The 26,972-nt window shown below is 71.0% G+C and carries 28 protein-coding genes; 12 read left to right on the plus strand and 16 right to left on the minus strand.

The genetic code is table 11. The features are described from left to right. Positions 1–4: 4 nt before the first annotated feature. Genes QE388_RS09385 through QE388_RS09395 form a run of 3 tightly spaced genes read right to left on the minus strand, consistent with a single transcriptional unit; the run spans position 5 to position 3,203 of the window. Positions 5–889 carry a carbohydrate ABC transporter permease gene (locus tag QE388_RS09385; protein WP_307384947.1) on the minus strand — a complete coding sequence of 295 codons (885 nt, stop codon included), beginning with the start codon at positions 887–889 and terminating at the stop codon, positions 5–7. Beyond that, positions 886–1,908 carry a carbohydrate ABC transporter permease gene (locus QE388_RS09390; protein WP_307384948.1) on the minus strand — a complete coding sequence of 341 codons (1,023 nt, stop codon included), beginning with the start codon at positions 1,906–1,908 and terminating at the stop codon, positions 886–888. The genes QE388_RS09385 and QE388_RS09390 overlap by 4 nt, the downstream gene beginning before the upstream one ends. Positions 1,909–1,919: 11 nt before the next feature. Next, the gene (locus QE388_RS09395; protein WP_307384949.1) at positions 1,920–3,203 is read right to left on the minus strand and encodes an extracellular solute-binding protein; all 1,284 of its coding nucleotides are present in this window, start codon (positions 3,201–3,203) and stop codon (positions 1,920–1,922) included. 170 nt (positions 3,204–3,373) lie between these two features. Here QE388_RS09395 and QE388_RS09400 point away from each other — a divergent pair, with 170 nt between their 5' ends. Then, positions 3,374–4,375 (plus strand): LacI family DNA-binding transcriptional regulator, encoded by a 1,002-nt coding sequence (locus QE388_RS09400; RefSeq protein ID WP_307384950.1) that lies wholly within the window; start codon positions 3,374–3,376, stop codon positions 4,373–4,375. A 109-nt stretch (positions 4,376–4,484) separates the two neighbouring features. Here QE388_RS09400 and QE388_RS09405 read toward each other — a convergent pair whose 3' ends face one another. Beyond that, complete coding sequence (locus QE388_RS09405) at positions 4,485–5,198, minus strand: response regulator (RefSeq protein WP_275797848.1); 714 nt, start codon at positions 5,196–5,198, stop codon at positions 4,485–4,487. Further along, positions 5,195–6,424, minus strand: coding sequence for an ATP-binding protein (locus tag QE388_RS09410; RefSeq protein WP_307384951.1), 1,230 nt, complete (start codon positions 6,422–6,424; stop codon positions 5,195–5,197). Before QE388_RS09410 ends, QE388_RS09405 begins: the two co-directional genes overlap by 4 nt. A 142-nt stretch (positions 6,425–6,566) precedes the next feature. On the opposite strand from QE388_RS09410, the gene QE388_RS09415 reads away from it, so the two are divergent. From QE388_RS09415 to mmuM, 6 genes are all read left to right on the plus strand, one after another. Beyond that, complete coding sequence (locus tag QE388_RS09415; protein ID WP_307384952.1) at positions 6,567–7,595, plus strand: tripartite tricarboxylate transporter substrate binding protein; 1,029 nt, start codon at positions 6,567–6,569, stop codon at positions 7,593–7,595. Continuing rightward, positions 7,592–8,233, plus strand: a complete 642-nt coding sequence (locus QE388_RS09420) for a tripartite tricarboxylate transporter TctB family protein (protein WP_307384954.1) — start codon at positions 7,592–7,594, stop codon at positions 8,231–8,233. The genes QE388_RS09415 and QE388_RS09420 overlap by 4 nt, the downstream gene beginning before the upstream one ends. Beyond that, positions 8,221–9,777: a tripartite tricarboxylate transporter permease gene (locus QE388_RS09425; RefSeq protein ID WP_307384955.1), complete on the plus strand. Its 1,557-nt coding sequence runs from the start codon at positions 8,221–8,223 to the stop codon at positions 9,775–9,777. Before QE388_RS09420 ends, QE388_RS09425 begins: the two co-directional genes overlap by 13 nt. Before the next feature lie 275 nt (positions 9,778–10,052). Beyond that, positions 10,053–11,171, plus strand: a complete 1,119-nt coding sequence (locus tag QE388_RS09430; protein ID WP_307384956.1) for a glycerate kinase — start codon at positions 10,053–10,055, stop codon at positions 11,169–11,171. A 397-nt stretch (positions 11,172–11,568) separates the two neighbouring features. Next, positions 11,569–12,075 carry a MarR family winged helix-turn-helix transcriptional regulator gene (locus QE388_RS09435; protein ID WP_275798317.1) on the plus strand — a complete coding sequence of 169 codons (507 nt, stop codon included), beginning with the start codon at positions 11,569–11,571 and terminating at the stop codon, positions 12,073–12,075. Then, complete coding sequence (gene mmuM / locus QE388_RS09440; protein WP_275798318.1) at positions 12,072–12,926, plus strand: homocysteine S-methyltransferase; 855 nt, start codon at positions 12,072–12,074, stop codon at positions 12,924–12,926. The genes QE388_RS09435 and mmuM overlap by 4 nt, the downstream gene beginning before the upstream one ends. A gap of 21 nt (positions 12,927–12,947) precedes the next feature. Here mmuM and QE388_RS09445 read toward each other — a convergent pair whose 3' ends face one another. The 3 genes from QE388_RS09445 to QE388_RS09455 form a co-directional block, all read right to left on the minus strand. Next, a complete protein-coding gene (locus QE388_RS09445) occupies positions 12,948–13,877 on the minus strand; it encodes a hypothetical protein (protein WP_307384957.1) in 930 nt (309 codons plus the stop codon). 121 nt (positions 13,878–13,998) lie between these two features. Continuing rightward, positions 13,999–14,565 carry a hypothetical protein gene (locus QE388_RS09450; RefSeq protein WP_307384958.1) on the minus strand — a complete coding sequence of 189 codons (567 nt, stop codon included), beginning with the start codon at positions 14,563–14,565 and terminating at the stop codon, positions 13,999–14,001. Next, positions 14,562–15,107 (minus strand): RNA polymerase sigma factor, encoded by a 546-nt coding sequence (locus QE388_RS09455; protein ID WP_275798323.1) that lies wholly within the window; start codon positions 15,105–15,107, stop codon positions 14,562–14,564. The genes QE388_RS09450 and QE388_RS09455 overlap by 4 nt, the downstream gene beginning before the upstream one ends. Positions 15,108–15,255: 148 nt before the next feature. On the opposite strand from QE388_RS09455, the gene QE388_RS09460 reads away from it, so the two are divergent. Both QE388_RS09460 and QE388_RS09465 read left to right on the plus strand, forming a co-directional pair. After that, positions 15,256–15,708, plus strand: a complete 453-nt coding sequence (locus tag QE388_RS09460; RefSeq protein WP_307384959.1) for a hypothetical protein — start codon at positions 15,256–15,258, stop codon at positions 15,706–15,708. Positions 15,709–15,755: 47 nt separating this feature from the next. Beyond that, positions 15,756–16,037: a hypothetical protein gene (locus QE388_RS09465; protein WP_275798327.1), complete on the plus strand. Its 282-nt coding sequence runs from the start codon at positions 15,756–15,758 to the stop codon at positions 16,035–16,037. Here QE388_RS09465 and QE388_RS09470 read toward each other — a convergent pair. After that, on the minus strand, positions 16,004–16,477 hold the full coding sequence (locus QE388_RS09470) for an Lrp/AsnC family transcriptional regulator (protein ID WP_307384960.1): 474 nt from the start codon (positions 16,475–16,477) through the stop codon (positions 16,004–16,006). The genes QE388_RS09465 and QE388_RS09470 overlap by 34 nt on opposite strands. Positions 16,478–16,632: 155 nt before the next feature. Here QE388_RS09470 and ald point away from each other — a divergent pair, with 155 nt between their 5' ends. After that, positions 16,633–17,718: an alanine dehydrogenase gene (gene ald / locus QE388_RS09475; protein ID WP_307384961.1), complete on the plus strand. Its 1,086-nt coding sequence runs from the start codon at positions 16,633–16,635 to the stop codon at positions 17,716–17,718. Here the strand turns inward: ald and QE388_RS09480 are convergent. From QE388_RS09480 to QE388_RS09490, 3 genes are all read right to left on the minus strand, one after another. Next, the gene (locus tag QE388_RS09480) at positions 17,681–18,241 is read right to left on the minus strand and encodes a GIY-YIG nuclease family protein (RefSeq protein WP_307384962.1); all 561 of its coding nucleotides are present in this window, start codon (positions 18,239–18,241) and stop codon (positions 17,681–17,683) included. The genes ald and QE388_RS09480 overlap by 38 nt on opposite strands. Before the next feature lie 631 nt (positions 18,242–18,872). Then, positions 18,873–19,568, minus strand: coding sequence for a response regulator (locus QE388_RS09485; RefSeq protein ID WP_307384963.1), 696 nt, complete (start codon positions 19,566–19,568; stop codon positions 18,873–18,875). Continuing rightward, positions 19,565–21,163 carry an ATP-binding protein gene (locus QE388_RS09490; RefSeq protein ID WP_307384964.1) on the minus strand — a complete coding sequence of 533 codons (1,599 nt, stop codon included), beginning with the start codon at positions 21,161–21,163 and terminating at the stop codon, positions 19,565–19,567. The genes QE388_RS09485 and QE388_RS09490 overlap by 4 nt, the downstream gene beginning before the upstream one ends. A gap of 134 nt (positions 21,164–21,297) precedes the next feature. On the opposite strand from QE388_RS09490, the gene QE388_RS09495 reads away from it, so the two are divergent. Then, positions 21,298–22,722 (plus strand): cation:dicarboxylate symporter family transporter, encoded by a 1,425-nt coding sequence (locus QE388_RS09495; RefSeq protein WP_307384965.1) that lies wholly within the window; start codon positions 21,298–21,300, stop codon positions 22,720–22,722. Next, positions 22,719–23,552 carry an aldolase/citrate lyase family protein gene (locus QE388_RS09500; protein ID WP_307384967.1) on the plus strand — a complete coding sequence of 278 codons (834 nt, stop codon included), beginning with the start codon at positions 22,719–22,721 and terminating at the stop codon, positions 23,550–23,552. The genes QE388_RS09495 and QE388_RS09500 overlap by 4 nt, the downstream gene beginning before the upstream one ends. A gap of 482 nt (positions 23,553–24,034) precedes the next feature. Here QE388_RS09500 and QE388_RS09505 read toward each other — a convergent pair whose 3' ends face one another. The 4 genes from QE388_RS09505 to QE388_RS09520 all read right to left on the minus strand — a co-directional run bounded on the left by QE388_RS09505 (position 24,035) and on the right by QE388_RS09520 (position 26,715). Beyond that, positions 24,035–24,604 carry a DUF1992 domain-containing protein gene (locus QE388_RS09505; RefSeq protein WP_307384968.1) on the minus strand — a complete coding sequence of 190 codons (570 nt, stop codon included), beginning with the start codon at positions 24,602–24,604 and terminating at the stop codon, positions 24,035–24,037. 196 nt (positions 24,605–24,800) lie between these two features. Continuing rightward, positions 24,801–25,712 (minus strand): oxygenase MpaB family protein, encoded by a 912-nt coding sequence (locus QE388_RS09510; protein WP_307384969.1) that lies wholly within the window; start codon positions 25,710–25,712, stop codon positions 24,801–24,803. 59 nt (positions 25,713–25,771) lie between these two features. Further along, entirely contained in the window at positions 25,772–26,302 is a 531-nt protein-coding gene (locus tag QE388_RS09515) for a hypothetical protein (RefSeq protein WP_307384970.1), read from the minus strand. A 2-nt stretch (positions 26,303–26,304) separates the two neighbouring features. After that, positions 26,305–26,715 (minus strand): DUF4383 domain-containing protein, encoded by a 411-nt coding sequence (locus QE388_RS09520; protein ID WP_275798070.1) that lies wholly within the window; start codon positions 26,713–26,715, stop codon positions 26,305–26,307. Positions 26,716–26,972: the final 257 nt, after the last annotated feature.

A 26,972-nucleotide genomic window follows, 5' to 3' on the forward strand; every position in this document is an offset into this window, starting at 1 on the left:
CGGATCAGCCCTTCACGGCGCCGGTCAGGCCACCGACGATGCGCCGCTCGAACACGCTGAAGAACAGCAGAGCGGGGATCATCGACAGCGAGGTGAATGCGAGCACGCGCGCGGTGTCGACCGAGTACTGCGAGGCGAAGGCCTGCGTCCCGAGCGGCAGCGTGAAAGCGGCTTCGTTGTTGAGGATGAACAGCGGCAGCATGTACGAGTTCCAGCTGTTGACGAAGGCCAGGATGCCGACCGTCACGACCGCGGGAACGGCGAGCGGCAGCACCATGCGCCAGAAGAAGCCGAGGCGACCGAGCCCGTCGATCGACGAGGCCTCTTGCAGCTCGTTCGGGATCGCGGCGAGGAACGGCGACAGGATGATGATCGTCAACGGCAGGGCGAACGCGATCTGCGGCACGATGACGCCCGCGAGCGAGTTCATCAGCCCGAGGTTGCGCACGAGGATGTACAGCGGCGTGATGGCCACGGTCATCGGGAACATCAGGCCCGCGGTGAACAGGGCGTACACCGCGCCGCGGCCGCGGAAGCGATAGCGCGACAGGGCGTAGGCGGCCATGAGGCCCAGCGCCACGACGAACAGGGTCGTCGCGACGGCCGCGATCGCCGAGTTGCCGACCTGACCCCAGAAGGTGGGGCTCGCCAGCACGTCCGCGTAGTTCTCCCAGTTCCAGCGCGTGGGGAAGCCGGACGGATCGACGGTGATCTCGGCGTTCGAGCGGAAGCCGCCGAGGATGATGTACACCACCGGTGCGAGCATCACGCCGATGAGCAGCAGGGCGACGAATCCCACGATCACGGACGAGCCGCGGTTCGCCCCGGCGGGGCGTCGACGGGACGCGTTGGCGCCCCGCGGGGTGACGAGGGTGGCGGTGGCGGTCACTTGGTGCCTCCCGTGAGGGCGCCGGCCGTGTCGCGACGCAGCACGAACCGCTGATAGATGAGGGCGACGGCGAGCGAGATGAGGAACATCACCACGGCCACCGCGCTGCCGTATCCGAAGCTGCCGGCGTTGCGGCCGTTGGCCACCATGTACGTGGCCATGGTCGAGGTGCCCGCGGTCGAGGCGACGTATTGGCCCCAGATGATCCAGACGAGGTCGAACAGCTGCAGCGAGCCGATGATCGACAGGAACGCCCAGATGCGGATGGTCGGACCCATCAGGGGCAGAACGATGTGCCGCTGAATCTGCCAGTACGAGGCGCCGTCGATCGCGGCGGCCTCGCTGAGCTCCTCGGGGATGCCCTGGAGCCCGGCGAGGAAGAGGATCACGGCGAAGCCGATGTACTTCCACGTGATGATGATGAGCAGCGTCCAGATCGCGAGAGCCGGGTCGGAGATCCAGTCGGCGCGGAGTGCTCCGAGGCCGATCTTCTCGAGCATCCCGTTCATCGCGCCGCTCGACTGGAGCATGAGGCCCCACCCGAGGCCCACGACGACCTCGGAGATGACGTAGGGCACGAAGATCAGCACGCGGATGAGCGACTGCGCCCGCATCTTGCGGTTCAGCAGCAGCGCGAGACCGAGCGCGAGAGGCCCCTGCAGCACGAGCGAGCCGACGACGATGAACGCGTTGTGGCCGAGCGCCTCGTGGAAGGCGGGGTCGGTGAGGATCGTGACGTAGTTGCGGATGCCGACGAAGTCGGTGGGCGTGCCGAACCCCGACCACTTGTAGAAGCCGTAGTAGGCGGCGAGGACCACCGGGAGGATGACGAACGAGACGAAGACGACCAGGGCGGGGCCGAGGAGGATCGCGAGCTCGCCGCGGATACGCCAGTTCTCGCGGCGGCGCCGGACGGGCGACCGCCCGGCCGAGGGGGTGCGCGGGGCACCCTCCTCGGCCAGGCGGCGACCGGCGACGTCGTCGGACGCGGTGGCGACCGGATGACGCACGGTGGTCATATCGGGACTCCTCAGCGCGAGGCGGCGGCGTTGACGGCGTCGACGATGCCCTGCGGCGTGCCCTTGCCGGCGAACAGGTCCACCACGGCGACGTTCAGCGCGTTGCCGACGTTCTGGCCGTAGAGCGTGTCGAGCCACACCGACACATAGGGGGCGTCGGTGTACGCCTGCAGTGCCGACTGCAGGGCGGGAGTGGTGACGGCATCCGTCGCCTCGTTCGAAGCGGGGATGGTCTGGAACGCGGCGGCGTAGTTCTCCTGGTTCTCCTTGTTGACGAGGAAGTTCAGGAAGTCGGTGCACTGCGCGGGAGCGTTGACCCAGCACGAGTAGCCGTCGACGCCGCCCATGATGGCGCCCTTCTCGCCCTTGCCGCCCGGGACCTCGGGGAACGGGAACCAGCCGAGGTCGGCCAGGGGCTTCTCGTCGGGGGTCAGCGAGGCGATCACGCCGGGGTTCCACGCGCCCATGAGCTCCATGGCGGCCTGGTGGTTGGCGAGCAGGCCCGCCGAGGATCCGGCGCCCTGCTGCGCGGCGGTGGTGAGGAAGCCCTCGTTGAACGGCTGGGTCTTCAGGAACGACTCGAGGTTCTCGCCGGCCTGCAACCAGCAGGGGTCGTCGAAGCTGCGGCTCTGGGCGGCCTCGTCGAGCACGTCCTTCGAGCACGCGCGCAGCGCGAAGTTGTAGTACCAGTGCGCGGCGGGCCAGGCGTCCTTGGCACCGACCGCGATCGGGGCGACGCCCGTCGCGCGGATCTTCGCGTCGGCGGCCTCGAGGTCGGAGATGGTCGCGGGGGCCTCGGTCACCCCGGCGGCGGTGAGGAGGTCCTGCGCGGTGAAGATGCCGGAGGGGAGCACGGCGACGGGCATGCCGTAGTTCTTGCCGTCGACCTCGAACGCGTTGAGTGAGGTGCCGAGCGCGCTCTTGGCATCCGCGGAGATCTTGTCGGTGAGGTCCATGACCTGGCCGGCCGCGACGATGTCGGCGAGCTTGCCGCCGCCGCGGGCCATGAACAGGTCGGGGGCATCTCCGGCGTTGAGGGCGGTCTGGAGCTTGCCGTCCATCTCCTCGTTCTGCACGGCCTGAATCTCGACGGTGACGCCGGGGTTCGCCGCTTCGAAGGCCGCGGCGGTGTCTTCCCAGTATTTCTTCCCGTCGCCGGTGGTGGAGTTGTGCCACAGCGTCAGCGTGACCGAGCTGTCGGCGTTCTGGCCCCCGCCGCCGCCGGCGCAGCCGCCGAGCGCGAGGGTGCCGGCGACGGCGAGAGCCGCTCCGGCGAGGATTCTGCGCGTGTTCATGTGATTCCCGTTTCTCTTCGTCGAGGTGCGTCCTCGGGGACGCGCGGTGGTCGTCGGCAGCGATGCCGTATCCAGGGCGTGTGCTGCGCCCCGGGTCTGAGCAGTGTCGCCCGGTCGCGAACGCTCGTCAAACGTTTTCGAAAATGATTTCCACGCTAGGGTCGGATGCCATGACCCGACGCGCCACCATCCACGACGTCGCCGCGGCGGCCGGTGTCTCGGTGGCCACGGTGTCGAAAGCCGTCAACGGGCGGTACGGCGTCTCGCCCGAGACGGTGAGCCGCGTTCTGGATGCCGTGAAGACCCTCGGCTACGAATCGAGCCTCGTCGCGAGCAGCATGCGGTCGCGCAAGACGGGCGTCGTCGGGGTGCTCGTCGCCGCGATCGAGCCGTTCTCGGCAGAGATCCTGAAGGGCGTCGGGGGAGCGCTGTCGGGCACCGGGTACGACCTGCTCGCCTACAGCGGATCGCGCCGCGAGGGCGAAGGGTGGGAGCGGCGATCGCTCAGCCGCCTCAGCGGAACTCTCATCGACGCCGCGATCATCGTGACGCCGACGGTCGTCAACGTCACGAGCGATGTGCCGATCGTCGCGATCGACCCGCACACGGGCCGCGCCGACCTCCCCACGGTCGAGTCCGACAGCTTCACCGGCGCGCAGCAGGCCGTGCACTACCTCGCCCAGCTCGGTCACCGCCGCATCGGCTTCATCGCGGGCCGCCCGGATCTACGGTCGGCCGTGGCCCGTGCGTCCGGGTACCGGGAGGGGCTCTCGGCCGCCGGCATCCCGTTCGATCCCGCCCTCGTCGGCGTCGGGAGGTACGAGCAGGACGTCGCGCGCGAGGCCGCCGACGCCATGCTGTCGCTCGACGACCCGCCGACCGCTGTCTTCGCCGCGAACGACCTGTCGGCCCTGTCGATCATCGACGTCGCGGCCGAGCGTGGACTGCGCGTACCCGACGACCTCTCGGTGGTCGGGTTCGACGACGTGCCCGAGGCCGCGCGCGCACAGCCCGCGCTCACGACCGTGCGTCAGCCGATGAAACGCCTCGGGGCCGAGGCCGTGCGGATGGTGCTCGCTCTCCTCGCGGGCGAAGACCTCCCCGAGACGCACGTGCTTCTGCCGACGCGGCTCGTCGCCCGCGGCACGACGGCTCCGCCGCGCCCGCGCTGAGCGCGGCGTCCCGCCCCGCCCCGCCCCGCCCGTTGAGTGTCCAAGACACGCCGCAACTCCGCACGCGGTAGCGGCGTGTCTTGGACACTCGACCTGCCGTCGCCGCGGGTCAGCGCGCGGCCAGGCGGTACAGCACCTCGGGGCGTCCGCGCGCGCCGAAGCGGTGCGAGATGTCGACCTCGCCGCGGGCCACGAGCACGTCGAGGTATCGCCGCACCGTCGCGCGAGAGGCACCCGACGCGGCGGCGATGTCACGCGCGCTCGCCGGTGTCACCGGGTGGAGAGCTGCCCGGATGGTGTGCATGGTCGACTCCGCGAGTCCCTTGGGGAGAAGGGCTTCGGATGCCACGACCGTGCGCACCGGAGAGGTCACCGGGGAGACCAGCCGGTCGATGTCGCCCTGGCCCATGCTGACGGGCACCTCGGCCGGGCGTTCGGCTCGCCCGCGGCGGTACTCTTCGAGCCGGTTCACGAAGGCCTCGCGGGTGAAGGGTTTGGCGAGGTAGCCGACGACGTGCGCGGCCGCGGCCTGGCGGATCGTCAGGGTGTCGCGCGCGGAGCTGATCACGAGCACGTCGACGTCCCACTCCCGCACGAGCCGCAGGCGGTGCAGCACTTCGACGCCGCTGAAATCGGGGAGGTTCATATCGAGCAGCACGAGATCCACGTCGCTCCCCGCGGCGAGGGCCGCTCCCGCGGCACCCGTCCGCGCGGTCCCCACGAGGCGGAACCCGGGCAGTGCCTCGAGATACGCGGTGTGCAACCGCACCACCGCGGGGTCGTCGTCGACGATGATCGTGCGGATCACGGCATCCGGACTCATCCCCGCACCCCCGCGTGCGGCAGCTCAACCGTGAACCGCGCCCCACCCGACGCCGACCGGCCGACCGTGACCGAGCCTCCGCGCGCGCCCGCGATGCGGCGCACGAGGTCGAGCCCCACGCCCCTGCCCGCGGCGGCCTTCGAGCTGACCCCGCGGTCGAAGATCCGGGCCACGTCGGCCGGCGCGACGCCGGGCCCGTCGTCGGCGACGTCGATCGTCAGCCGCTCGTCGCCCGCGAGCACGAGCACGTCGATGTGTCCGTCGCCGCCGGCCGCCTCGGCGGCATTGCGCACGAGGTTTCCCACGATCGTCAGCACCTCGTCGTCGACGCTTCCGCGCGGGACGAGGCTCGCGGTGTCCACGCGTAGTCCCGCGAATTCCGAGGCCAGCCCCTCGAGCAGCGCCCGCAGCGCCGGATCATCGATGGGGAGACCGGATGCCACGGGCGCGAGCCCGCCGATGTAGGTCAGCGCCTCGCCGGCCTCGCCCTCGGCCACGAGACCGCGGATCACGTGCAGGCGCGTGTGGAACTCGTGCGTCTGCTCGCGCAGAGCGCCGGAGATGCGCCGCTGCGTCTCGAGCTCGCGGGCGTCGGCTTCGAGGCGTCGCACGCGTCGGCGCAGCGCCGCGGTGAGCAGCCCGCTGAGCACGACGCCCAGCACGATCGAGCCGACCACCCAGGGCAGCATCCCCCCGACCGCTTCGTCGAAGCTGCGCGAGATCTCCGACTCCAGCACCCCGACCGAAGCGGTGCCCACCACGGCGTCGGCCGCACGCACCGGCACCTTTGCCCGCAGGCTCGGCCCGATGGTCCCTATCTCGGTGCCGAGGAACGTCTCTCCGGCCAGCACCGCGGTGGCATCCGTCGACACCGTCCGTCCGCGTTCGGCGGGATTCGGGTGGGTGAGCCGGATGCCGCGGACATCGGTGACCACGACATAGTCGACCCCGGATGCCGCGGCGACGACGTCGGCGAGCGGCTGGAGGTCGGCGGTGGCTGCGGCGGTGTCGAGCAGCACCGCACGCTGCACCTGGTCGAGCTCGACGAGGCTCCTCGCGACGTCGAGAACGCGTTCTTCCGTCGCGGCGCGGATGCTGCGCTCCTGAACCGACATGGCGACCAGGGTCGTCGCGAGCACGCAGACCAGGACGACGGTGCACTGCAGGGCGAGCAGGACGGCGAGGCGCACGCGCACGGGCGCGCGATCGGATCGGGTGATCGGCATCGGCACCTCCTCGTGCACGTCGCTTCGGGACCGGATGGTCGTGAGCATCAAAGAGCGCAAAGCCCCTCGAACGCGCCACCGGGGGAGAGGCGCTGACAACCTAGCTTCTCATCCGGAAACGACGATGTCCCGGGAGGGCTTGATGCAGCATCCGACGCCAGCAGAGGCGCAGCACCCCGCGCGCTCACCTCGACGCCGCCTCGTGACGGGGGTCGTGGTGGGTGTGGCCGCGGCGGCACTGTTCGTGACGGCGGGTCTCAGCGCCGCCGCGACCGGCGGGGTCGCCAACCCCCGCACGAAGCTCACCATCGTGGCTCCCGCTGCGCCCGGCGGAGGGTGGGACACCTTCGGTCGCGAAGCACAGCAGGTCATGCGCGAAGAGGGCATCGCCGGAGCCGTGCAGGTGATGAACATCCCCGGAGCCGCCGGCACGATCGGTCTCGGCGCCGTCGCCGAGATGGGCGACAGGCACGACATCATGCTCGTGACCGGAGGCGTGATGGTGGGTGGGGTCATCGTCAACCGGTCGCCCGTGAGCCTCGAGGACGTGCGGCCCATCGTGCGTCTCGCCGACGATTTCAACGTGCTCGTCGTGCCCGGCGACTCGCCCTTCCAGACCCTCGACGACTTCATGCAGGCATTCCTCGCCGACCCCGAGGGCACCGCGATCGCGGGCGGATCGCTCGGCGGCATCGACCACCTCCTCGCCGGCATGCTCGCCCAGCAGGGTGGCATCGACCCGCAGCGCGTGAACTACCTCGCCTACCCGGGTGGCGGCGAGGTCGTCACCTCGCTGCTGTCGCACACGACGCAGGCAGGACTCTCCGGATACAACGACTTCCGCGACCAGATCGAGTCGGGCAACCTCCGTGCCCTCGCGCTGTCGGCCGAGGAACCGCTCGACGACGTCGATGTGCCGACCTTCCGCGAGCAGGGCGTCGACGTGGCGATGTCGAATTGGCGCGGGCTGGTCGCGCCTCCGGGCATCGACGACGAGGTGCACGCGGAGCTCGTGGCCATGGCATCCGAGATGCGGGAGACCGAGGCCTGGCAGGAAGTGCTCACCCGCAACAGCTGGGTCGACAGCTTCCTCGCCGGTGACGAGTTCGCCGCCTACCTGTCGGATGAGACCGAACGTACGACCGCGATCATGAAGGAGCTGGGCCTGTGACCGAACCGTCCACCCTCACCACGGGGTCGCTGCGCGTGCAGCGCACGCCCCGCTGGTACACCGGCCGCAGCGAGCTGGTGGTCGTCGCCGGGGTCTTCGTGCTCGCCGGGTTCATGACCTACGGCACCGCCACCATGCAGGTGCCGGCCGACGTCGCCTTCCCCGGTCCGCAGTTCTTCCCGATGCTCGTCAGCTGTTTCCTCTGGCTCGCAGGCATCGGGCTGCTGATCGAGGTGCTGCGCACGAGTCGCCGTGCGCACGTCGCCGACGACCCCGTCGAGATCTCGAACGAGATGCTCGAAGACCTCGGGGCGATCGACGCGACGGGTGAGATCCGCATCGTCTCGCCCGAGGACGTGGCGTCGACCGCGAAGCCGGCCGCCGTCGACTGGCGCACTCTGGGCGTGACGGTCGCCGCTCTCGCCGGTTTCATCGTCGTGCTGCCGGTGCTCGGCTGGATCCTCTCGGCCGCCGCGCTCTTCTGGGCCATTTCGTGGGCCTTCGGCAGTCGCCGTCCCCTGCTCGACATCGGGGTCTCGGTGATCGTGTCATCCCTCGTCCAGCTCGCGTTCGGGGCGGGTCTGGGCCTGTCGCTTCCCGCCGGCATCCTGGAAGGACTCTCGCCGTGGATCAGCTGATCAACCTCGCCGACGGGTTCGCGGTCGCCTTCACACCGCAGAACCTGCTCTTCCTCGTCATCGGGGCCATCCTCGGCACGGCCGTGGGCGTGCTCCCGGGCCTCGGCTCGGCGATGGCCGTGGCTCTCCTGCTCCCCGTCACCTTCAGCCTCGACCCCACGGGCGCGTTCATCATGTTCGCCTCGATCTACTTCGGTGGTCTGTTCGGCGATTCGACCGCCGGCATCCTGCTCAACACCCCCGGCAACTCCTCCGCGATCGCGACGACGTTCGAGGGCCATCGCATGGCCAAGGACGGCAGAGCGGCCAAAGCGCTCGGCACCTCGGCGATCGGCGCGTTCCTCGGCGGCACGATCGCGTGCGTTCTCGTCGTGTTCTTCGCGCCGTACATCGTCGAGCTCGCGAAGGTGTTCGGCCCCGCGGAGTACTTCGCGCTCGCCGTGTTCGCGTTCGTCGCGATCTCGGCCGTCGTCGCCGATTCGATCGTGCGCGGCCTGGTCGCCCTCGGTCTCGGCTTCGCCCTCGCCCTCGTCGGCATCGACGCGATGACGGGTGCCGAGCGCTTCACCGGCGGAAGCCCGGTGTTCTTCGACGGCATCTCGATCATCGTGATCACCGTCGGCTTGCTCGCGATCGGCGAGGTGCTGCACGTCGCCGGTCACATCCGCTGCGCGGGCGGACCGGGCAAGCTCGTCGCCCCGAGCGGCTCGCCGCTGCTGTCGCGCCGCGAGTGGCGTCAGGCTCTGCCCGCGTTCCTGCGCGGCACGGCGTTCGGTGTGCCCTTCGGAGCGATTCCGGTCGGCGGATCCGAGGTGCCCACGTTCCTCGCGTACGGCACCGAGAAGCGGCTCGCCCGCCGGCGCGGTGACACCGATTTCGGCACCCGCGGTGCGATCCAGGGCGTTGCCGCCCCCGAGGCCGCGGGCAACGCCACGGCCGGTTCGGCGATGGGCGCGCTGCTGGGACTGGGGCTTCCGACCTCGGCCACGGCCGCGATGATGATCGCCGCCTTCCAGCAGTACGGGATGCAGCCGGGTCCGCTGCTGTTCGAGCGCTCCGGCGACCTCGTCTGGCCGCTGCTCGCGAGCCTCTTCCTCGGCCTCATCATCCTGCTGATCATCAACCTGCCCTTCGCGGCGGTGTGGGCGAAGCTGCTGCTCATCCCGCGCCACTACCTCTACGCGGGCATCACGGTCGTCGCGATGCTCGGCGTCTACGCGATCGCCTCGCGCGTGGTCGACCTGTGGCTCGCCCTCGCGATCGGCGTCGTCGGCTTCGTCATGCGGCGCTTCTCGATCCCGCTCGCGCCCGTGCTGATCGCCGCGATCCTCGGACCCATGGCCGAGACCCAGATGCGCCGCGCCCTCGCGGTATCGGAGGGCGACCCGACGATCTTCGTCTCGTCGCCGCTGACCGTCGTGCTGTACGCCCTGCTCGCGATCATCGTGACGGTGAGCGTGTTGCAGCACGCCCGCCACGCGCGCCGCGAGCGCGTCGAGGCCGCCGCCCGCCGCGACGCCCCGGTGCCGGCCGGGCGTCGCTGACCCGCCCGTCCCGGCCCGGCCTGCCGCGTGCGGCCGGGCCGGGCCTTCGGCGTCGCGCCTGCGGCCGCGTCCCGCCCCGCGGCCGCGTCCCGCCCTGCGGTCGCGTCCCGCCCCGCGTCGCGCCCTGCGGCCGCGCCGCGCTCTCGTTGAGTGTCCAAGACACGCCGTTATGGCGGCATGCATTACGGCGTGTCCTGGACACTCAACGGTGGGGCGGGGACGGGCGCGGGCGCAGGGCCCCGGCACCACGGATGCCGACCGGCTAAAGTCGGCGCGTGACCACCGTGCTGCTCGCGCCTGACGGCTTCAAGGGCTCGATCACCGCGGCCGACGCCGCCGCGGCGCTCGCCGCGGGATGGCGCGACGTCCGCCCCGCCGACGCCACGATCGAACGCCCCATGGCGGACGGGGGAGAGGGCACCGCTGACGCCTTCCTCGCGGCGGTTCCCGGTGCGCGCCGCATGCCCGTGCGCGTGATCGGTCCGCACGGCCGCGAGGTCGCGGCATCCTGGGTCCTCCTCCCTCCCACCGCCGCCGCGCCGCACGGAACGGGGGTGGTCGAGTTGGCATCCACCTCGGGAATCGAGCTGCTGGGCGGCGACCTCCGCCCGCTCGACGCTGACACCCGCGGCTTCGGTGAGGCGATCGCCGCCGCCCTCGATCACGGCGTCTCGCGGCTCGTGCTCGGCATCGGTTCGAGCGCCTCGACCGACGCCGGATTCGGGGTCCTCACCGCCCTCGGCGCACGGATCACGGATGCCACCGGCGCCCCCGTCTCGTCCGGCTTGCGGGGTCTGCGCGGCGCCGTCCGCCTCGATCGCTCGGGCTTGCGGCCACCCCCACCGGGCGGAGCGACGGTGCTGACCGACGTCCGCAGCCCGCTCGTCGGCGCGACGGGTGCGGCCGCGGTGTTCGGCCCGCAGAAGGGCCTGGTCGACCTCGCCGAGGCGGACGCCGCCCTCGGGCGCGCCGCCGAGCTGCTCGACACCGACGCTCTCGCACCCGGGGCCGGAGCCGCCGGGGGAACCGGGGCGGCGCTCCAGGCATGGGGTGCCGAGCTCGTTCCCGGGGCCGAGGCTGTCGCCGAGCTCATCGGGGTGCGCGACGCCGTCGAGCGTGCCGACATCGTGGTCACCGGCGAGGGCGCGTTCGACGCGAGCTCCGCGGCCGGGAAGGTCCCCGGCCGTCTCGCGGCCCTCGCCGGAGACCGTCCGGTGCTGCTCGTCGCGGGGCGGATCGCTCCGGATGCCGACACGTCGATGTTCCGCACCACGGTCGCGCTCGCCGATCTGGCGGGATCCCCCGCCGCCGCGCTCGCCGACCCCGCCCGGTGGCTGCGCACCGCGGGCCGCGCGCTCGCCGAGCGGCTCGGTGCAGCCCCACGAGCTCGTTGAGCCCGCGCGAGGTCCCTGAGCCCGCGCGAGGTCCCTGAGCTTGTCGAAGGGACCGGTGGCTTCGACGAGCTCAGCCACCTCGGCAGCACCGTCACAGCCGCCCGCGCGAGGTCCCTGAGCCCGCGCGAGGTCCCTGAGCCTGTCGAAGGGACCGGTGGCTTCGACGAGCTCAGCCACCTCGGCCGCACCGTCACAGCCGCCCACGCGAGGTCCCTGAGCCCGCGCGAGGTCCCTGAGCCTGTCGAAGGGACCGGTGGCTTCGACGAGCTCAGCCACCTCGGCAGCACCGACGCCGGCCGTCGTCGCCCCGGACGCCCGTGGGTCCGCGCCGGCATGACGACCCACCCCACCCCGCCGGAAAGCCGCCATCGCCCCGCGGCTCCGGTACCGTCGTCATGTGGCTATCGCAAGCAATAAGGATGACGAGGTCGATCTCCTCATCGACGCGTGGTCGCGCCTGCTCCCCGACATCGACCTCACACCGCTCGACGTCATGTCGCGTCTGCGTCGCGCGGCCTTCCACCTCTCGAAGCTCCGTGCCCGCGCGTTCGCGAGCGCCGACATCGCGCTGTGGGAGTTCGACGTCCTCGCGGTCCTCCGCCGCGCCGGCACCGAGCTGAGCGCCACCCGGCTGATCGCCGCGACGATGATCGGCAGCGCCGCGATGACCAACCGCCTCGACAAGCTCGCCGAGCGCGGGCTCGTCCACCGCCGCCCGAACCCGTCCGACGGTCGCGCGATCCTCGTCGCCATCACACCCGAGGGCATCGAGCGCGTCGACGCCGCGATGACCGAGCTCGTCCGCCTCGAGGCCGAGGCCTTGCGGGGCGTCAGCCGTGCGGATCAGGCTCTGCTCGCCGATGCCCTGCGTGTCCTCGCCGCTGGCGAGACCCACGAGGCGTGATCGACCTCGCCGCGACGCTCGCCGAGCGGGCGGTCGTGCTCGACGGTGGTCTGGGGACCCTGCTCGAGGCCCGCGGCAATGACGTCTCGTCGTCGCTGTGGTCCGCGCGGATCCTGCGCGACGACCCCGACGAGGTCCGCGCCGCGCACGCCGCGTTCGTCACCGCGGGGGCTGAGGTCGTCATCACGTCGAGCTACCAGGTGGGTTACGGAGCAGGGATTCCGGATGCCGAGGTCGACGCTCTCCTTCACCGGTCGGTGACGCTCGCCCGAGAGGCCGGCGACGTCGTGGTCGCGGCATCCGTGGGCCCGATCGGGGCGCTGCGCGCCGACGGGAGCGAGTACACGGGGGACTACGGTCTCACCGTCGACGAGCTGCGCCGGCAGCATCGCCGCCGCCTGCGCATCCTCGCAGACACCGGATGCGACCTGTTCGCCGTCGAGACCATCCCGTCCGCGCTCGAACTCGAGGCACTCGCGCTCGAGCTCGCCGATCTCGACGTGCCGAGCATCGTGAGTCTCTCGGCCGACAGCACCGCTTTCGCGGCGCGCGGGGCGTTGGCACGGGCTTTCGACATCGCGGCATCCGTGCCGGGAGTCGTCGCGATCGGTGTCAACTGCTGCGCCCCCGAGCACGTCCTCCCCTCCCTCGCGATCGCACCCCGGATGCCTTTGGTGGCCTATCCGAACTCGGGCGAGAGGTGGGATGCCGAGACCCGCACCTGGAGCGGTCGTGCGGCTCCGCTGGCCGAGACCGCTCCATCGTGGGTCGACGCCGGCGCGCGGGTCGTCGGTGGCTGCTGCCGGTCGATGCCCGCCGACATCGCCGCGATCGCCGCGGCCGTGGGCTGAGCGCGGCCGGGTCGCGGCGCCTTACGCGCCGGTTCTCCGCCGACTCCGCGGGGCCGACGAGCCGTCGATGAGCAGGCCGGTCTCTTCGGGTCGCCAGCCATAGGTCGATCGCATCCGTTCCCGCAGCGCCGAGGCGGCGGACGGGATGGCCACTTCCACCCCGTGTGGCGCGTCGACCGCCGTCGGGTCGAGGTCCTGCGCGGCGAGGCGCAGCTCGATGAGCAGGCCGCGCACGCGGTCTCTGCCGAAAGCGGCGGTCGCGAGCTTCCAGTCACCGATCGTGACCAACGTGCGATGGCTGCTGCCGCTGTGCTCCGTGCGCGCCGCGGGACGCCCGACGAGTCCGATGGCCACGCCGCAGAGCAACATCGACGTCACGGAGACGACGCCGGCGCCGGTGATCGAGAACAGGCTCTGACTCAGGGGCGACTCGGGCGTCGAATGCACGACGCTCCGGAGGGCGGAGTACACGCTGTACGCGCCCTGCACGGCGCCGAGGAGACGGGTCGATCGGGGCGGGAGTGCGCGGTTTCGCAGGGCGATCACCGCGCAGGCACCGCAGACCACGGTCAACAGCGCCACCTTGACCTTCATCGATGTGGCAGGGGTGAGCACGGTCGAGCAGACGGCCATGACCCCGCCGATCGCGATCGCGGCGCCGAGCATGACGGGCGAGCCGTAGCGTGCGCCCGACGGAGGCCAGACCGCGACGCACAGAGTGGCCGGCGCGAGAACCATCGCCGTATCGGCGACGACGAGGGCGCCTGGTGCTCCGCCGTTGAAGCTCACGATGTACATGAGACCGGACCCGACCGAGAGAGCCCCGGCGACCGCCGCGTAGCGCAGGTACACGCCCAGGGGTGTCCGGCTGCCGACGCGGGGCAGCACGACGCCGATGACGCCGGCCGCTAGCCCGACGCACATCACGACCACTCCGATCGACAGCAGCATTGACGCCTCCGCGTCACATCATGGGTGCTGACGCGGTCACGGACCCGCACTTGACGCCAGGCCCGAGTCATGCGCGGTGCGGGAAGGTCCTCTCGTGCGTCAGAGGCGGCGCGCGGCGGAATCAGCCGCCCGTCCCGGGGCCGAACGCCTGCTCGTACACGGCGCGGAGCTCGGCGGTTGCGGGCCCCGTCAGGCAGTCATCGGTGAATCCTCCCGTAGAGGCCACGAGGTAGGTGCGACCCGTGACGAACAGGTCGTCTCCCGAGGGCGTCCGCGACTGCGGCAGCTCCACCGTGGCATCCGGAGTCCCCGTGAAGACGTGCGACACCTCGAGGGTGACGACGCCGTCGTCGACGCCTGTCACGAGGGCCTCGTACGCCGTGTCGTTCGTCCGCAGTTCCGCGGCGGTCGGAACCTCGCACGTGACGTATCCGCCCGTGGGCCCGGGTGCCTGGAGCGCGGGTGTCGCCACGAGGCCGGCGATGAGTGCGGCACCCGCCGCGGTCGCCACGGCTCCGAGCGAGGCCCCGGCGAGGAGCAGACGCGCTCGCTTTCGGGGTGCCGGGGCGAGGTCGTCGCGCTCGGCGGCTGCGACGACGCGGCGAATGCGGGCGTCGTCGAGCGGCGGGTGCGCGTTCGTGGGGTCGGCCCGTCGCATCAGCGCTCTGAGGTCGTCGTCATCGGTCATCGTGCCCCTCCTCCCGAGGTCGTGCGCGAGACGGGCGGGCACGCCGCGTCCATTTCTTGACGGAGTTTCTTCTTCGCCCGGTGCAGGCGGATGGTCACGGCGTTCACGGTGCCCCCGATCACCATCGCGATCTCCTGCGGTCCGAGCTCTTCCCAGGCCCACAGGCGGAGCACCTCGGCGTCGGTTCTCGACAGGCGGGCCAGAGCGGTGCGCAGGCAGTCCTCGCGCGGATCGCCCTCATCCTCGGCATCCATCGCCTCCACGGGCGGGTCCACGGTGGTGATGCGATCGACGACGCGTTGCTGTCGCCGGGTGGAACGCTCCGCGTTGCGCAGGCAGTTGCGTGCCGTGACGTACAGCCAGGGCAGCGGATCTTCGGGCACCTCGTCGAAGCGCCGCCACACCACCAGCATGGTTTCCGAGAACGCGTCCTCGGCGGTCTGCGGGTCGGACCGCCGGCGGAGGAACCGAGAGACGGCGTCGCCATGTGCGCGGACGAACGCCTCGTACGTCCGCGTCTTCTCGGGGGAGTGGTGTCGCACACATTGATCATGTCCGACAGCGCGGCAGCCTTTCACCGCTTTCGCGCGCAGAAAAAAAGTTCGTTCCCGATGAAAGAACCCCGTCGGTGTCGGCCATGAACAGATCAGACGCCGCGAACGACGGCGCTCCCTCCCGAAAGGAACTCCCATGCGCACGCGAACCCTCACCCTCCTGGCCGCCTCCGTCGTCGTGCTCGGCATCGCCACGGGAACGGCGACCGCCTTCGCGGCGGCGTCCGACGACGCGATCTCCGACAACACCAGCGTCGACGTCATCGCGCCCGACACCGACGGCGCCGACACCGAGATCGGCATGCCGGCCCCGCTCATCATGACCCCCGCCGAACTCGCCGGGGCGAAGATCTCGCTCGCCGCTGGAGAGGTGCTCATCATCTCGACCGACGACGACACCGCCGGATGGCCGGGCACCGGCGGGACGGACAATGACGCCGTCGCGCACTTCGATGCCGCGTCGACCGATGCGGACGAGGTGTCGTTCAACGCGGGCTTCACAGCGGGCGAGACCGGAACGACGTCCGCCTGGATCCAGGATGCCGCCGGCGTCAAGACGACGTTCGAGATCACGGTCGAGGCTCGGTGAGCCTCGACTCCTCTCCTCGGGCCTCCTGGCTGCCGTCGCGTGCCGCGGTGAGCACGGCAGCCGGGAGGCGCGAGATCTACGTGTACGCGCGTTCCGCTACGCGCAAAGGGCCGGGGCGTCTGTCTCCCGGCGTCCTGCTGGCGGTCTCCACGGTGTTCCTCGCGCTGACGGTCGTCACCACGATCTCCGCAGCCCTTGTCCGTGACGGTCTTCTCGCCGCGCTGGCTCTCGCCGTGGGGCTCGCGATCGCCGCGACAGCGGCGTCGCGCGCGGCGTCATCTTCGTGCCGAGAGGATCAGTCGAAGTCGGCCGCGACAGCGTTCCGGTGATACTCGAAGATGATGCTCGTGCGTGTGGATGCCACGCTGTGCCGCGCCGAGAGGTGATCGACGACGAAGCGGCGCACGGCGGACGAGTCGTCGACGGCGATGTGCACGAGGAAGTCGTCGGCCCCGCCGAGGAAGTAGAGCTGGATGACATCCGGATGCCGGCGCACGTCGTGCGCGAACGCGCGGATGCTCTCCTGTCGCTGCCCCGGGCGGAGGGTCACCCCGACGATCGCCTGCAGCCCGCGGCCGAGGCGGCTCTGGTCGACGGCCGCGTGGAAGCCGGTGATGAGACCTCGATCGACGAGGGAGCGCAGCCGTGCGTGCGCGGTCGATGCGGCGACGCCGAGGTCCTCGGCGATCGCGGCGTTGGTCATTCGCGCGTCGGCGGAGAGGAGTTCGATGATCCGCGCGTCGTGAGGGTGAAGCTCGTCGTCGGGCATCGCAGATCCTTCGGTCGACGGTGGCACTTGGCATGGTTGCGTTCGACAGTACGCCGGTTTGCCGGCATCCATTCGAAGGATCATCGGTTTAACGTCGCCGAAACACTCGTTTCTGCGATTCTCTCGGCAACGCTCAGTCGATCGAGGAGAAACCCATGCGCGTGTCCGTGCCGACCGAGATCAAGAACAACGAGAACCGCGTCGCGATGACGCCCGCGGGCGTGGATTCTCTCGTCCACCGCGGCCATGAGGTGCTCGTCCAGACCGGTGCGGGGGAGGGCAGCGGGTTCAGCGACGACCAGTACCGTGCGGCGGGCGCTGAGATCGTCGCGACCGCCGACGAGACGTGGGCGCGCGCCGAGCTCCTCGTCAAGGTCAAGGAGCCGATCGCCCCCGAGTACGGGTTCCTCCGCCCCGACCTCACGCTCTTCACCTACCTGCACCTGGCCGCCGATCGCCCGCTCACCGATGCCCTCATCGCCGCGGGGACCACCGCCGTCGCGTACGAGACCGTGCAGACCGCCGACCGGGCCCTGCCGTTGCTCGCCCCCATGAGCGAGGTCGCCGGCCGCCTGTCGATCATCGAGGGAGCACACCACCTGCTGCGCGCTTCGGGCGGGCGGGGGCTCCTGCCCGGCGGTGTTCCCGGAACGCCTCGCGCGAAGGTCGTCGTCATCGGCGGCGGCGTCGCGGGGGAGCATGCGGCCGCCAACGCCCTGGGGCTCGGGGCGCGCGTGACGGTCGTCGACATCTCGCTGCCCAAGCTCCGCCAGCTCGAGGAGCGCTTCGGCGGAGCGATCGAGACCCGCGCGTCGACCCGCCTCGAGATCGCCGAGCAACTCGCCGATGCCGACCTCGTGATCGGATCGGTGCTGATCCCGGGCGCGGCCGCCCCCAAGCTCGTCACGGACGACATGGTCGCCGCGATGAAGCCCGGCTCCGTGCTGGTCGACATCGCGATCGACCAGGGCGGGTGCTTCGAGGGGTCGCGCCCGACGACGCACGACGCGCCGACCTTCCGCGTGCACGACTCGCTGTATTACTGCGTCGCGAACATGCCCGGCGCGGTGCCGCACACCTCGACGCGCGCGCTCTCGAACGCGACCCTGCCCTACATCACGCGGATCGCCGACGCGGGCTGGGACGCCGCGGCATCCGCTGATCCCGCCCTCGCGAAGGGCCTGAACGTCCGCGCCGGCGAGGTCACGAACGAGGGCGTCCGCGCCGCCTTCTCCCTCTGACATCCCCTCCGTGGCCTCCGGTCCCGGGGCTGCGGCGGAGGTGGCTGAGCTTGTCGAAGCCTCCGGTCCCTTCGACGGGCTCAGGGACCTCCCGTGGTGAGGGTTCCTCTGCGGCGGAGGTGGCTGAGCTTGTCGAAGCCTCCGGTCCCGGGGCTGCGGCGGAGGTGGCTGAGCTTGTCGAAGCCTCCGGTCCCGGGGCTGCGGCAGAGGTGGCTGAGCTTGTCGAAGCCTCCGGTCCCGGCCCGCAGCGCGACAGCCGGGGAAGATCTGCGCCCCGCTCGGCGATAAGTGCGAGCTTCTTCTCCCGGCGCCACCCCTGTAGCTGCTTCTCCCGCGTGAAGGCTAGCTCGACCGCGTCGAACCATTCCGCATAGACGAGCCGAACGGGTCGACGTTTCCGGGTGAAGGATGCCGCCAGGTCATCGTCGTTGTTGTGCTCCCACACGCGACTCTCGAGTTCGCGGCCGGTACTCCCGACGTATAGCGCACCGCCGCGGCATTCGAGGATGTAGGCCCAAGGCATCCCGTGATCATGGCAGCCTGTGGCGACTGCTCGCGGAGACTGTGGAGAACGTCGCGTCGGGTCCGGTCCCTTCGGCAAGCTCAGGGACCTCGCGTGGGCTCAGGGACCTCGCGTAGCTGGAGGTCTCGGTGCGGCGGAGGTGGCTGAGCTCGTCGAAGCCGCCGGTCCCTTCGGCAAGCTCAGGGACCTCGCGTGGGCTCAGGGACCTCGCGTGGCTGGAGGTCTCGGTGCGGCGGAGGTGGCTGAGCTCGTCGAAGCCGCCGGTCCCTTCGGCAAGCTCAGGGACCTCGCGTGGGCTCAGGGACCTCGCGTAGCTGGAGGTCTCGGTGCGGCGGAGGTGGCTGAGCTTGTCGAAGCCGCCGGTCCCTTCGACAAGCTCAGGGACCTCGCGTGGGCTCAGGGACCTCGCGTAGCTGGAGGTCTCGGTGCGGCGGAGGTGGCTGAGCTTGTCGAAGCCTCCGGTCCCTTCGACAAGCTCAGGGACCTCGCGTGGGCTCAGGGACCTCGCGTGGCTGGAGGTCTCGGTGCGGCGGAGGTGGCTGAGCTTGTCGAAGCCTCCGGTCCCTTCGACAAGCTCAGGGACCTCGCGTGGGCTCAGGGACCTCGCGTGGGCTCAGGGACCTCGCGTGAATCAGAGGCCACCCCCCGCCCGCACCCACGCGTACGTGATCTCGGGGCGGCCCTGGCCCCCGTACCGGGGAACGCGGCGCACCCGCCCGACGTCGGCGAGGTGCTCGAGGTAGCGCCGCGCCGTCACGCGCGACATGCCCTCGGTCTCGCCGACCTCGGTCGACGACACGGCTCCGGATGCCGTGCGCACACGTTCCGCGACGGCCTGCAGCGTCTCGTCGCTCAGGCCCTTCGGCAGCACCGGCGGGGTGACGGTGCGCAGCGATCCGAGCAGCGCGTCGACCTCGGACTGCGTCGCGTCACCGGCCGCGCGGTCGAGGCCCTCGACATAGGTGCGGTAGGCATCGAGGCGCTCGCGGAACGCCGCGAACGCGAACGGCTTGATGAGGTACTGCACGACGCCGATCGACACGGCGGCCCGCACCGTCGCCGCGTCGCGTACCGCCGTCACGGCGATGATGTCGACGCCCGACCCGGCTGCGCGCACCCGCCGCGCGACGTCGAGGCCGTTGCCGTCGGGCATGGTCATGTCGAGCAGCACGAGGTCGATCCGCCGCTCCGGGTCGGCGAGGGCGGTGAGGGCCGCGCGCGCTCCCGACGCCTGTCCCGCGACCTCGAAGCCCGGCACCCGCGCGACGTACGCCGAGTGCAGCTCGAGGGCGAGGGCGTCGTCGTCCACGACGAGCACCCGGATCACGACTCCTCCTCCACCGACGGCAGGAACACCCGCACCGTCGTCGGGTCGCCGGTGATCTGCAGGGTTCCGCCCCGGGCGGCCACGATATCGCGCACGAGCGCGAGCCCGACGCCGCGCCCGCCCGGTGCCTGCTCCGTCTTCGTCGACGCGCCGAACCGGAACGGGTCGGGCAGCGACGGGTCGAACCCTCCTCCGCTGTCCGACACCTCGATCGCGACGTCGCCGCCCTTCTCCGTCAGCGCCGCGCGCACCCACCGGGGCTCCGCGCCCGACGCCGCGGCATCCAGAGCGTTGTCGACGAGGTTGCCGACGACCGTCACCGCTTCCGCGGGAGCGAGCGGCAGCCGCGGTCGCGGCTCCGACACATCGAGGTCGAGGCGCAGTCCGCGCTCGGCCGCCTCGTCGAGCTTACCCAGCAGGAGGGCGACCACGACGGCATCCTCGTCGTCCGAGACGAGACGGTCGGCCAGTTCCTGCCGTTCGCCGGTGGATGCCACGATCAACCGCCGCGCGTCATCGAGCCGCCCGAGCTCCAGCAGCGCCAACAGCGCGTGGAGGCGGTTGCCGTGCTCGTGGGTCTGCGAGCGGAGGGTGTCGCTGAGCGTGCGGACGCCCTCGAGCTCGCCGAGCAGCGCCTGCAGCTCGGAGCGGTCGCGGAGCGTCATGACGTGTCCGCGCTCGGGCGCCCGCCGTCCGTTGAGGTCTCGCGCGTCCTCCTGGTTGACGAGCAGGACGCGATCGCCGTTGACCACCGTCTCCTCGACCATGCGGCGCCCCGTCGAGATGGCCTCGGCGAGGGTGGCATCCATGTCGACGTCGTGCGGATCGAGCGAGACCTGGCCCATCGTCGCGGGCGGGAGCCCGAGCAGGTCGGCGGCCTCGTCGTTGTAGAGCACGATCCGGCCCTCGCGGTCGGTGACGACGAGCCCCTCGCGCAGCGAGTGCAGCACCGTCTCGTAGCTCTCGACGAGCCGCGACAGCTCGGCGGGGGTGTACGACCCGGTCACCCGTCTCGCGCTGCGGCGCACATACAGGGCCCCGAGCACACCGACGCCGACGATGGCGGCGGATGCCACGGCGATCAACGGCACGCGAGCGGCAAGGTCCTGCTGCACGGCGCCCAGCGTGACCCCGACCGAGACGAGCCCGACGATCGGGCCGTCCTCGTCGCCGCCTTCGCGGATCGCCGCGATCGTGCGTACCGACGGGCCGAGGGTCCCCTCGTACACCTCGGTGTAGGTCTGGCCGGCGAGGGCCTCCTCGCGCGACCCCTGGTACTCCTGTCCGATCTCGGAGCGATTGCGATGGGTAAGACGGATGCCGTCCGGCGTCATGATCGTGACGAACGAGAGGTCGGCGTCGCCGAGGATCGACTCGACCATGGGCTGCAGGGTCGCAGAGTCGCGCCGCGCGACGAGGGCGGCTACGTCGGGCTCATGAGCGAGCGTCTCGGCGACCGACCGGGTGACCTGCTCGGCCTGGCGTTGTCCCGAGTCGGTGAGCTGGAACGACAGCAGCACCGCGAGGACTCCGGCGACGAGGACGACGACGCCGAGGGAGACGAGCGCCAGACGCCCACCCACGCTCAGTCGCATGTCACACCCTTCGTCGCGCCTGCCGTGAACAATACGACCACAAATGGTTCCCCCGTCCCGCCTCGATCAAAGTCTTCACATCGACCGGCGCCCCCGCCGGACTCAACGAAGGCGTTAGAAAAGGGGAATCACCCGTGGCACTCTCACTCCGCACCACGCGCGACGGTCGGCCTCGCAAGAGGATCGACCGCAACCACTGGCTCTACATCTCGGTCATCCTCGCGGTCGTCGCCGGTGTCATCGTCGGCCTCGTCGCCCCGGCGTTCGCGACGACCCTCGAGCCCATCGGCAAGGGCTTCGTCAGCCTGATCAAGATGATGATCGCCCCGGTGATCTTCTGCACGATCGTCGTGGGCATCGGCTCGATCGCCAAGGCTTCTACGGTCGGCAAGATCGGTGGCCTGGCGCTCGGCTACTTCCTCGTGATGTCGACCTTCGCGCTCGGTATCGGCCTGTTCGTGGGCAACATCATCCACCCCGGCGAGGGCCTCAACATCGCCGGTGCGCAGTACGACGCCGTTCCCGAGGCGACGACCACGCAGGACTTCATCCTGGGCATCATCCCGACCACGTTCTTCTCGGCCTTCACGGGCGGCAGCATCCTGCAGGTGCTGTTCATCGCACTTCTCGTCGGCTTCGCGCTGCAGGGGATGGGCGAGCGCGGGGCGCGCATGGTCGAGGGCATCAAGAACTTCCAGGTCCTGGTCTTCCGCATCCTCGGCATGATCCTGTGGCTCGCTCCGGTCGGTGCCTTCGGCGCCATCGCCGCGGTGGTCGGCAAGACCGGATTCCAGGCCGTGATCAGCCTCGGCATCCTGATGGGCGCCTTCTACCTGACGTGCTTCCTCTTCATCGCGGTCGTCCTGGGTGGTCTGCTGTTCGCCGTCACCCGCGTCAACATCTTCTCGCTCATGAAGTACCTCGGCCGCGAGTACCTCCTCATCGTCGGCACGTCGTCGTCCGAGGCGGCTCTTCCCCGCCTCATCGCCAAGATGGAGCACCTCGGCGTCTCGAAGCCCGTCGTCGGCATCACCGTCCCGACCGGCTACTCGTTCAACCTCGACGGCACCGCGATCTACCTGACGATGGCGTCGCTCTTCATCGCGACCGCCATGGGTGCGCCGATGTCGATCCCCGAGCAGATCGGCCTCCTGATCTTCATGATCATCGCCTCCAAGGGCGCGGCCGGCGTCACCGGTGCCGGTCTCGCGACCCTCGCCGGCGGCCTCTCGGCCTACCGCCCCGACCTGGTCAACGGCGTCGGCGTCATCGTCGGCATCGACCGCTTCATGTCGGAGGCCCGCGCGGTCACCAACTTCACCGGCAACGCGGTGGCGACGCTCCTCATCGGCGCCTGGACCAAGCAGTACGACGGACAGCGCGTCCGTGAGGTGCTCGCCGGCAACATCCCGTTCGACGAGACGCTCCTCACCGGTCACGACCACTCCGCGACGCCCGCGGATGCCAAGACCGAGCTCCCCGCGACGGTCGACACGCAGGCGCTCAACGCCTTCCGCGCTCAGGCCGAGGCGGAGGCTGCGGCGAAGGGTCGCTCGTGAGCCTGACCCACGACACCCCGGCGGGGGCGGCTTCGGCCGCCCCCGCCCCCGCGCGTGTCGACCTCGCGCGCACCTGGATGCTCCGTTCGCCTCTCGCCGGCCACCTCGAGACCGCGGCCGACGTGCTCGTGCTCGACCTCGAAGACGGCCTCCCCGCCGGCCGCAAGGGCGAGGGACGCGACCGTGCACGTCGAGCGGCGGCTCACGCTCCGGTCTGGCTGCGCATCAGCGCCGCCGGTACCCACGACGGAGAAGACGACCTCGCCCTCGGCCGCGAGCTCGACGACAGCCTCGCCGGTGTCGTGCTCGCGATGTGCGCGGGTCCGGCCGATGTCGCCCACGTCGCGGCATCCCTCCCCTCCGGCGTCTCGATCGTCGCGATGGTCGAGTCGGCCGCGGCCCTGCTCGCCGCCCCCGCGATCGCCGCGCACCCCGCCACGCGCCGCCTCGCCTTCGGCACGGGAGACTTCCGCCGCGACACCGGCATGTCGGCCGACCGACTCGCCCTTTCGTGGCCGCGCGCGCAGCTCGTCGTCGCTTCGGCAGCGGCGGGGATCGCCGGTCCCATCGACGGACCGTGCGGTCCCGTCGACCACGCTCGGGATGCCGCGCTCCACGCCGTCGCGATGGGCTTCACCGGCACTCTCGCGCTTCAGGATGCCGCCGTCCCCGGCGCCCACGCCGGCTTCACGCCCGCACCCGACGAGGTCGAGCGCGCTCGGGCGCTGCTGTCGGCGTCGCCCGACGGTCCGGTCGACGGCTCGTACGCCCCGACGCTCGCTCGCGCTCGCGCGCTGGTGGAGCGGGCGGAGGCGCTCGCCGCGCTGTAGCCCGCCCCAGGTCCCTGAGCTCGTCGAAGGGCCCGCGGGTCCCGGTGGCTTCGACGGGCTCAGCCACCTTGGTTCCGAGGTCCCTGAGCTTGTTGAAGGGCCGGTCTCATCGCGCGGGTTCCGGTGGCTTCGACGGGCTCAGCCACCGTGGTTCCGAGGTCCCTGAGCTTGTCGAAGGGCCCGCGGGTCCCGGTGGCTTCGACAGGCTCAGCCACCGTGGTTCCGAGGTCCCTGAGCTTGTTGAAGGGCCGGTCTCATCGCACGGGTTCCGGTGGCTTCGACGGGCTCAGCCACCGTGGTTCCGAGGTCCCTGAGCTCGTCGAAGGGCCCGCGGGTTCCGGTGGCTTCGACAGGCTCAGCCACCTTGGCTCCGAGGTCCCTGAGCTTGTCGAAGGGCCCGGTACCCTTGCGGTTTCCGGTGGCTTCGACGGGCTCAGCCACCTGGCGTGAGGTCCTGAGCGCGCCCGGAGGCTGCAACAGGCTCAGCCACCTGTGCCGGAGCGCCCCCGCCGGAACCACCGCCGCCGCGCCACCGGCGCGACCGCCGCCGCTTCCTCCCGCGCACGCCGCCGTTCCGCCCAGGCCGCCACCTCGGATTCGACGTCGACGGTCGGGGTCACCACGGGCGGCCCGCCCTGCAGCTGACGACGCGCCTCGATGACGCGCCGGTTGAAGTCGTGCAGCGCCTCACGCACGTCAGGCTCTCGGGCGATGGCATCCATTCGCTCGGCGCGCTCGGCGTATTCGACGCGCAGCGTCAGGGCGGGCGGACCGAGACCGGTGAGCTGTTCCGCCTCGATCTTGCGCCGGATCCACCAGTCGGGGTCGTGCGTCCCGCCCAGGTCGGGGAGGGGTTTGCCGGCGCCGGGCAGGTTGTCGAACTCTCCGCGGCGGATCGCCTGCTGGATCGACGTTTCGACGTACGCGGCCCGCTCCGCCGCGGTCGACCCGCGCTCCGGGCCGGTCGCTCGAGGCTCGGGCTCGAGTCCGCTCTCGCGCAGCTGCCGGTCGACCCGGTAGCGCTCGGCCGACTGGCGTGGGTCGTCGCTCATGGGCACCTCCGGTCCTTCCAGGCTACGACGGCGCGGTGGGCCCGGGGTCGGCGCGCGGCAGTGCGAGCTCGGGCCGGTGCAGCGTGCCGAACTCCGGAGAAATGGATGCCATAGCCCCCTCCCGCGGCCACCGTGGCGTCGAACGGGCGAAACGTCAGGAGTTTCGCACGCCCATCGCCCGCAACCGGGCCCCGCCTCACACCCCCAGGCGCCGCAACCTCTGCCGTGCCATGTCCTGCGCGCGCGGACCCGAGCCGAGCGCCCGCTCAGTCACCCGCAGGATCACGCGCGTCAGGGTCAGTACCGGTAGCGGCCAACGCCGCACGCCGAGCATCGCGCGGTACCGGCGGGGGATCGTGGCCACCGCCGCGGCGAACAGCACCCGGTAGGCGAGCCCCATCGATCCGCGGAACGGGGGCTTACGCAGAAACCGCACCACATCGTCGACCCGCTCGCCGCCCCGCAGCTCACCGCGTTCGTAGAAGCCGTCGATCTCTGCGCGCAGCGCCGCGCGCGTGAGGGGCGGATCGACGACGTGCATGAGCCGCCCCGCGGTCGCCCAGTCGGCGACGTACGCATCCGCTCCGCCCGGGATCGGCTTCCGCGACACCTCGTGCCCCGACAGGAACGCGTCGGTGAAGGCGAGGTGCACCCAGCGCACGAGGTCGGGCGCCTCGGCTGAGTACGCGCGCTCGCTTCCGTCGCCGGCGCGGTACTCGCCTTTCACGCGCTGGTGGAACCGGCCGACTCGTGCGGTCTCGGCATCCGCCTGTGTCCGTGAACCGTAGGTGAGCGTGATGACCCAGCGGACGGTGCCGGTGAGACGCCCGATCGGATCCTCGCGGTACCGCGACCAGTCGTGCACCCCGGCGAGAGCACCCGGGTGCAGCGCTTGGAGCAGAAGGGCCCGGATGCCGGCGACCAGGGTCCCCATTCCGGCATGGACCGTCCACGCGGGACCGTTCTCGACGAAGTACCCGGCGTCGTCGCCCTCGGCGATCGCCCGCACGTAGGGGGCCATACCGGTCGGGTCTCCGGCGAGGGCGACGAGCAGCTTTCCCCGCAGCGACGCGATCCAGTCGGGAACGGGGGAGGGGGAGTCGCTCACCTCTCCAGCGTGCCACCGCCGCGCACGACGGGCGCCGAGGTGTCGCGGCATCGAGAGAGTCAGTGTCCCTCGTGCGAGATGACCGGCACCGTGCCGTCGTCGCGCAGCAGGACGGCGTTCTGCGTCGCACCCAGCGCGGGGGTCACGACGACCGCGATGACCGCGGCGGCGACCAGCAGGCCCACGACGCTCATGGGCTGCGCGGTCCGCTCGGGATGAGCGACGCGGCGCCGACGGCGCAGATGCACGGCGGCGCTCGCGCCGACGATGACGAGAAGCAGGGATGCCGCAGCCACCGCGAGCACACTGGTGTGCGCCGGGACGACGAACAGCATCGCCGCGACGCCGAAGAGCGCGACGAGGCTGCCGCCGAGGGCAGAGCCAGGAGTGACCAGGCGTCCAGCCCACAGGACGACGCCGCCCCACGCCAGGGCGGCGAGCCCGAGGGCCACCAGGCCGGTTCCGAGGCCGATGGCGACGGCCTCGGAACCGGGACGGGTGATCGCACCCGCGCCGAGGGCGGCGGTGATGAGTCCGGCCCCCCACGCGGATACAGAGGGCCACGACCGCACGAAGGTCGCAGCTGTCATGCTCAGACCGCCGCAGTGCGGGGGACGTTGCGCTCGGTGCCGAGGCCGACACCCAGGAGCACGACGGCGCTGGCGAGGTGCAGGAAGTGGTCGGGGACGTTCAGCGCGAGGATGTTCGCCGAGGTGCCGGTCAGGAAGAAGCCGACGATACCGAGCAGCAGGTAGACGGCACCGACGGTGGTGTTGACGCCCTTGGCGGCGCGGGCGTTCGCGAGACCGGCCACGAGAAGGGCTCCACCGATGAGGAGGTGCGCGATGTTGTGCAGCGGGTTGACCTCGAAGATCCCCAGGAGCAGTCCGCCCTGGGTCGCGATGAAGCCCACGCCGCCGGTCACGGCGAAGCCGAGCAGACCGACGAGCAGGTACACGGCCCCGAAGATCGTGGCCACGAGGCGGTTAGGTGAAGAGCTCATGGTGAACCTCCCAGTGAGTTAGCAGCGACCTCGTGGCCGCCTTCCCCACATCTTCGGAGACAATGAGCGGTTCGGATTGGGCTTTGCGCGACCCGGCGTTCTCCGGTACAAGCGGCTGCGGAACACGCCGGTCTCCGGAAACGACAGAAGGCCCCCGAGTACTCTCCGAGGCCCTCCGTTACATAGGTCACCATACGAACCGGCGGGGCGCCTCCTCAGGGGATTGCATTTCACACGCTGTTCACGTACCAAGTCGC

Origin of the sequence: Microbacterium sp. SORGH_AS_0969 (assembly GCF_030818255.1) — a bacterium.
Classification (GTDB): domain Bacteria; phylum Actinomycetota; class Actinomycetes; order Actinomycetales; family Microbacteriaceae; genus Microbacterium.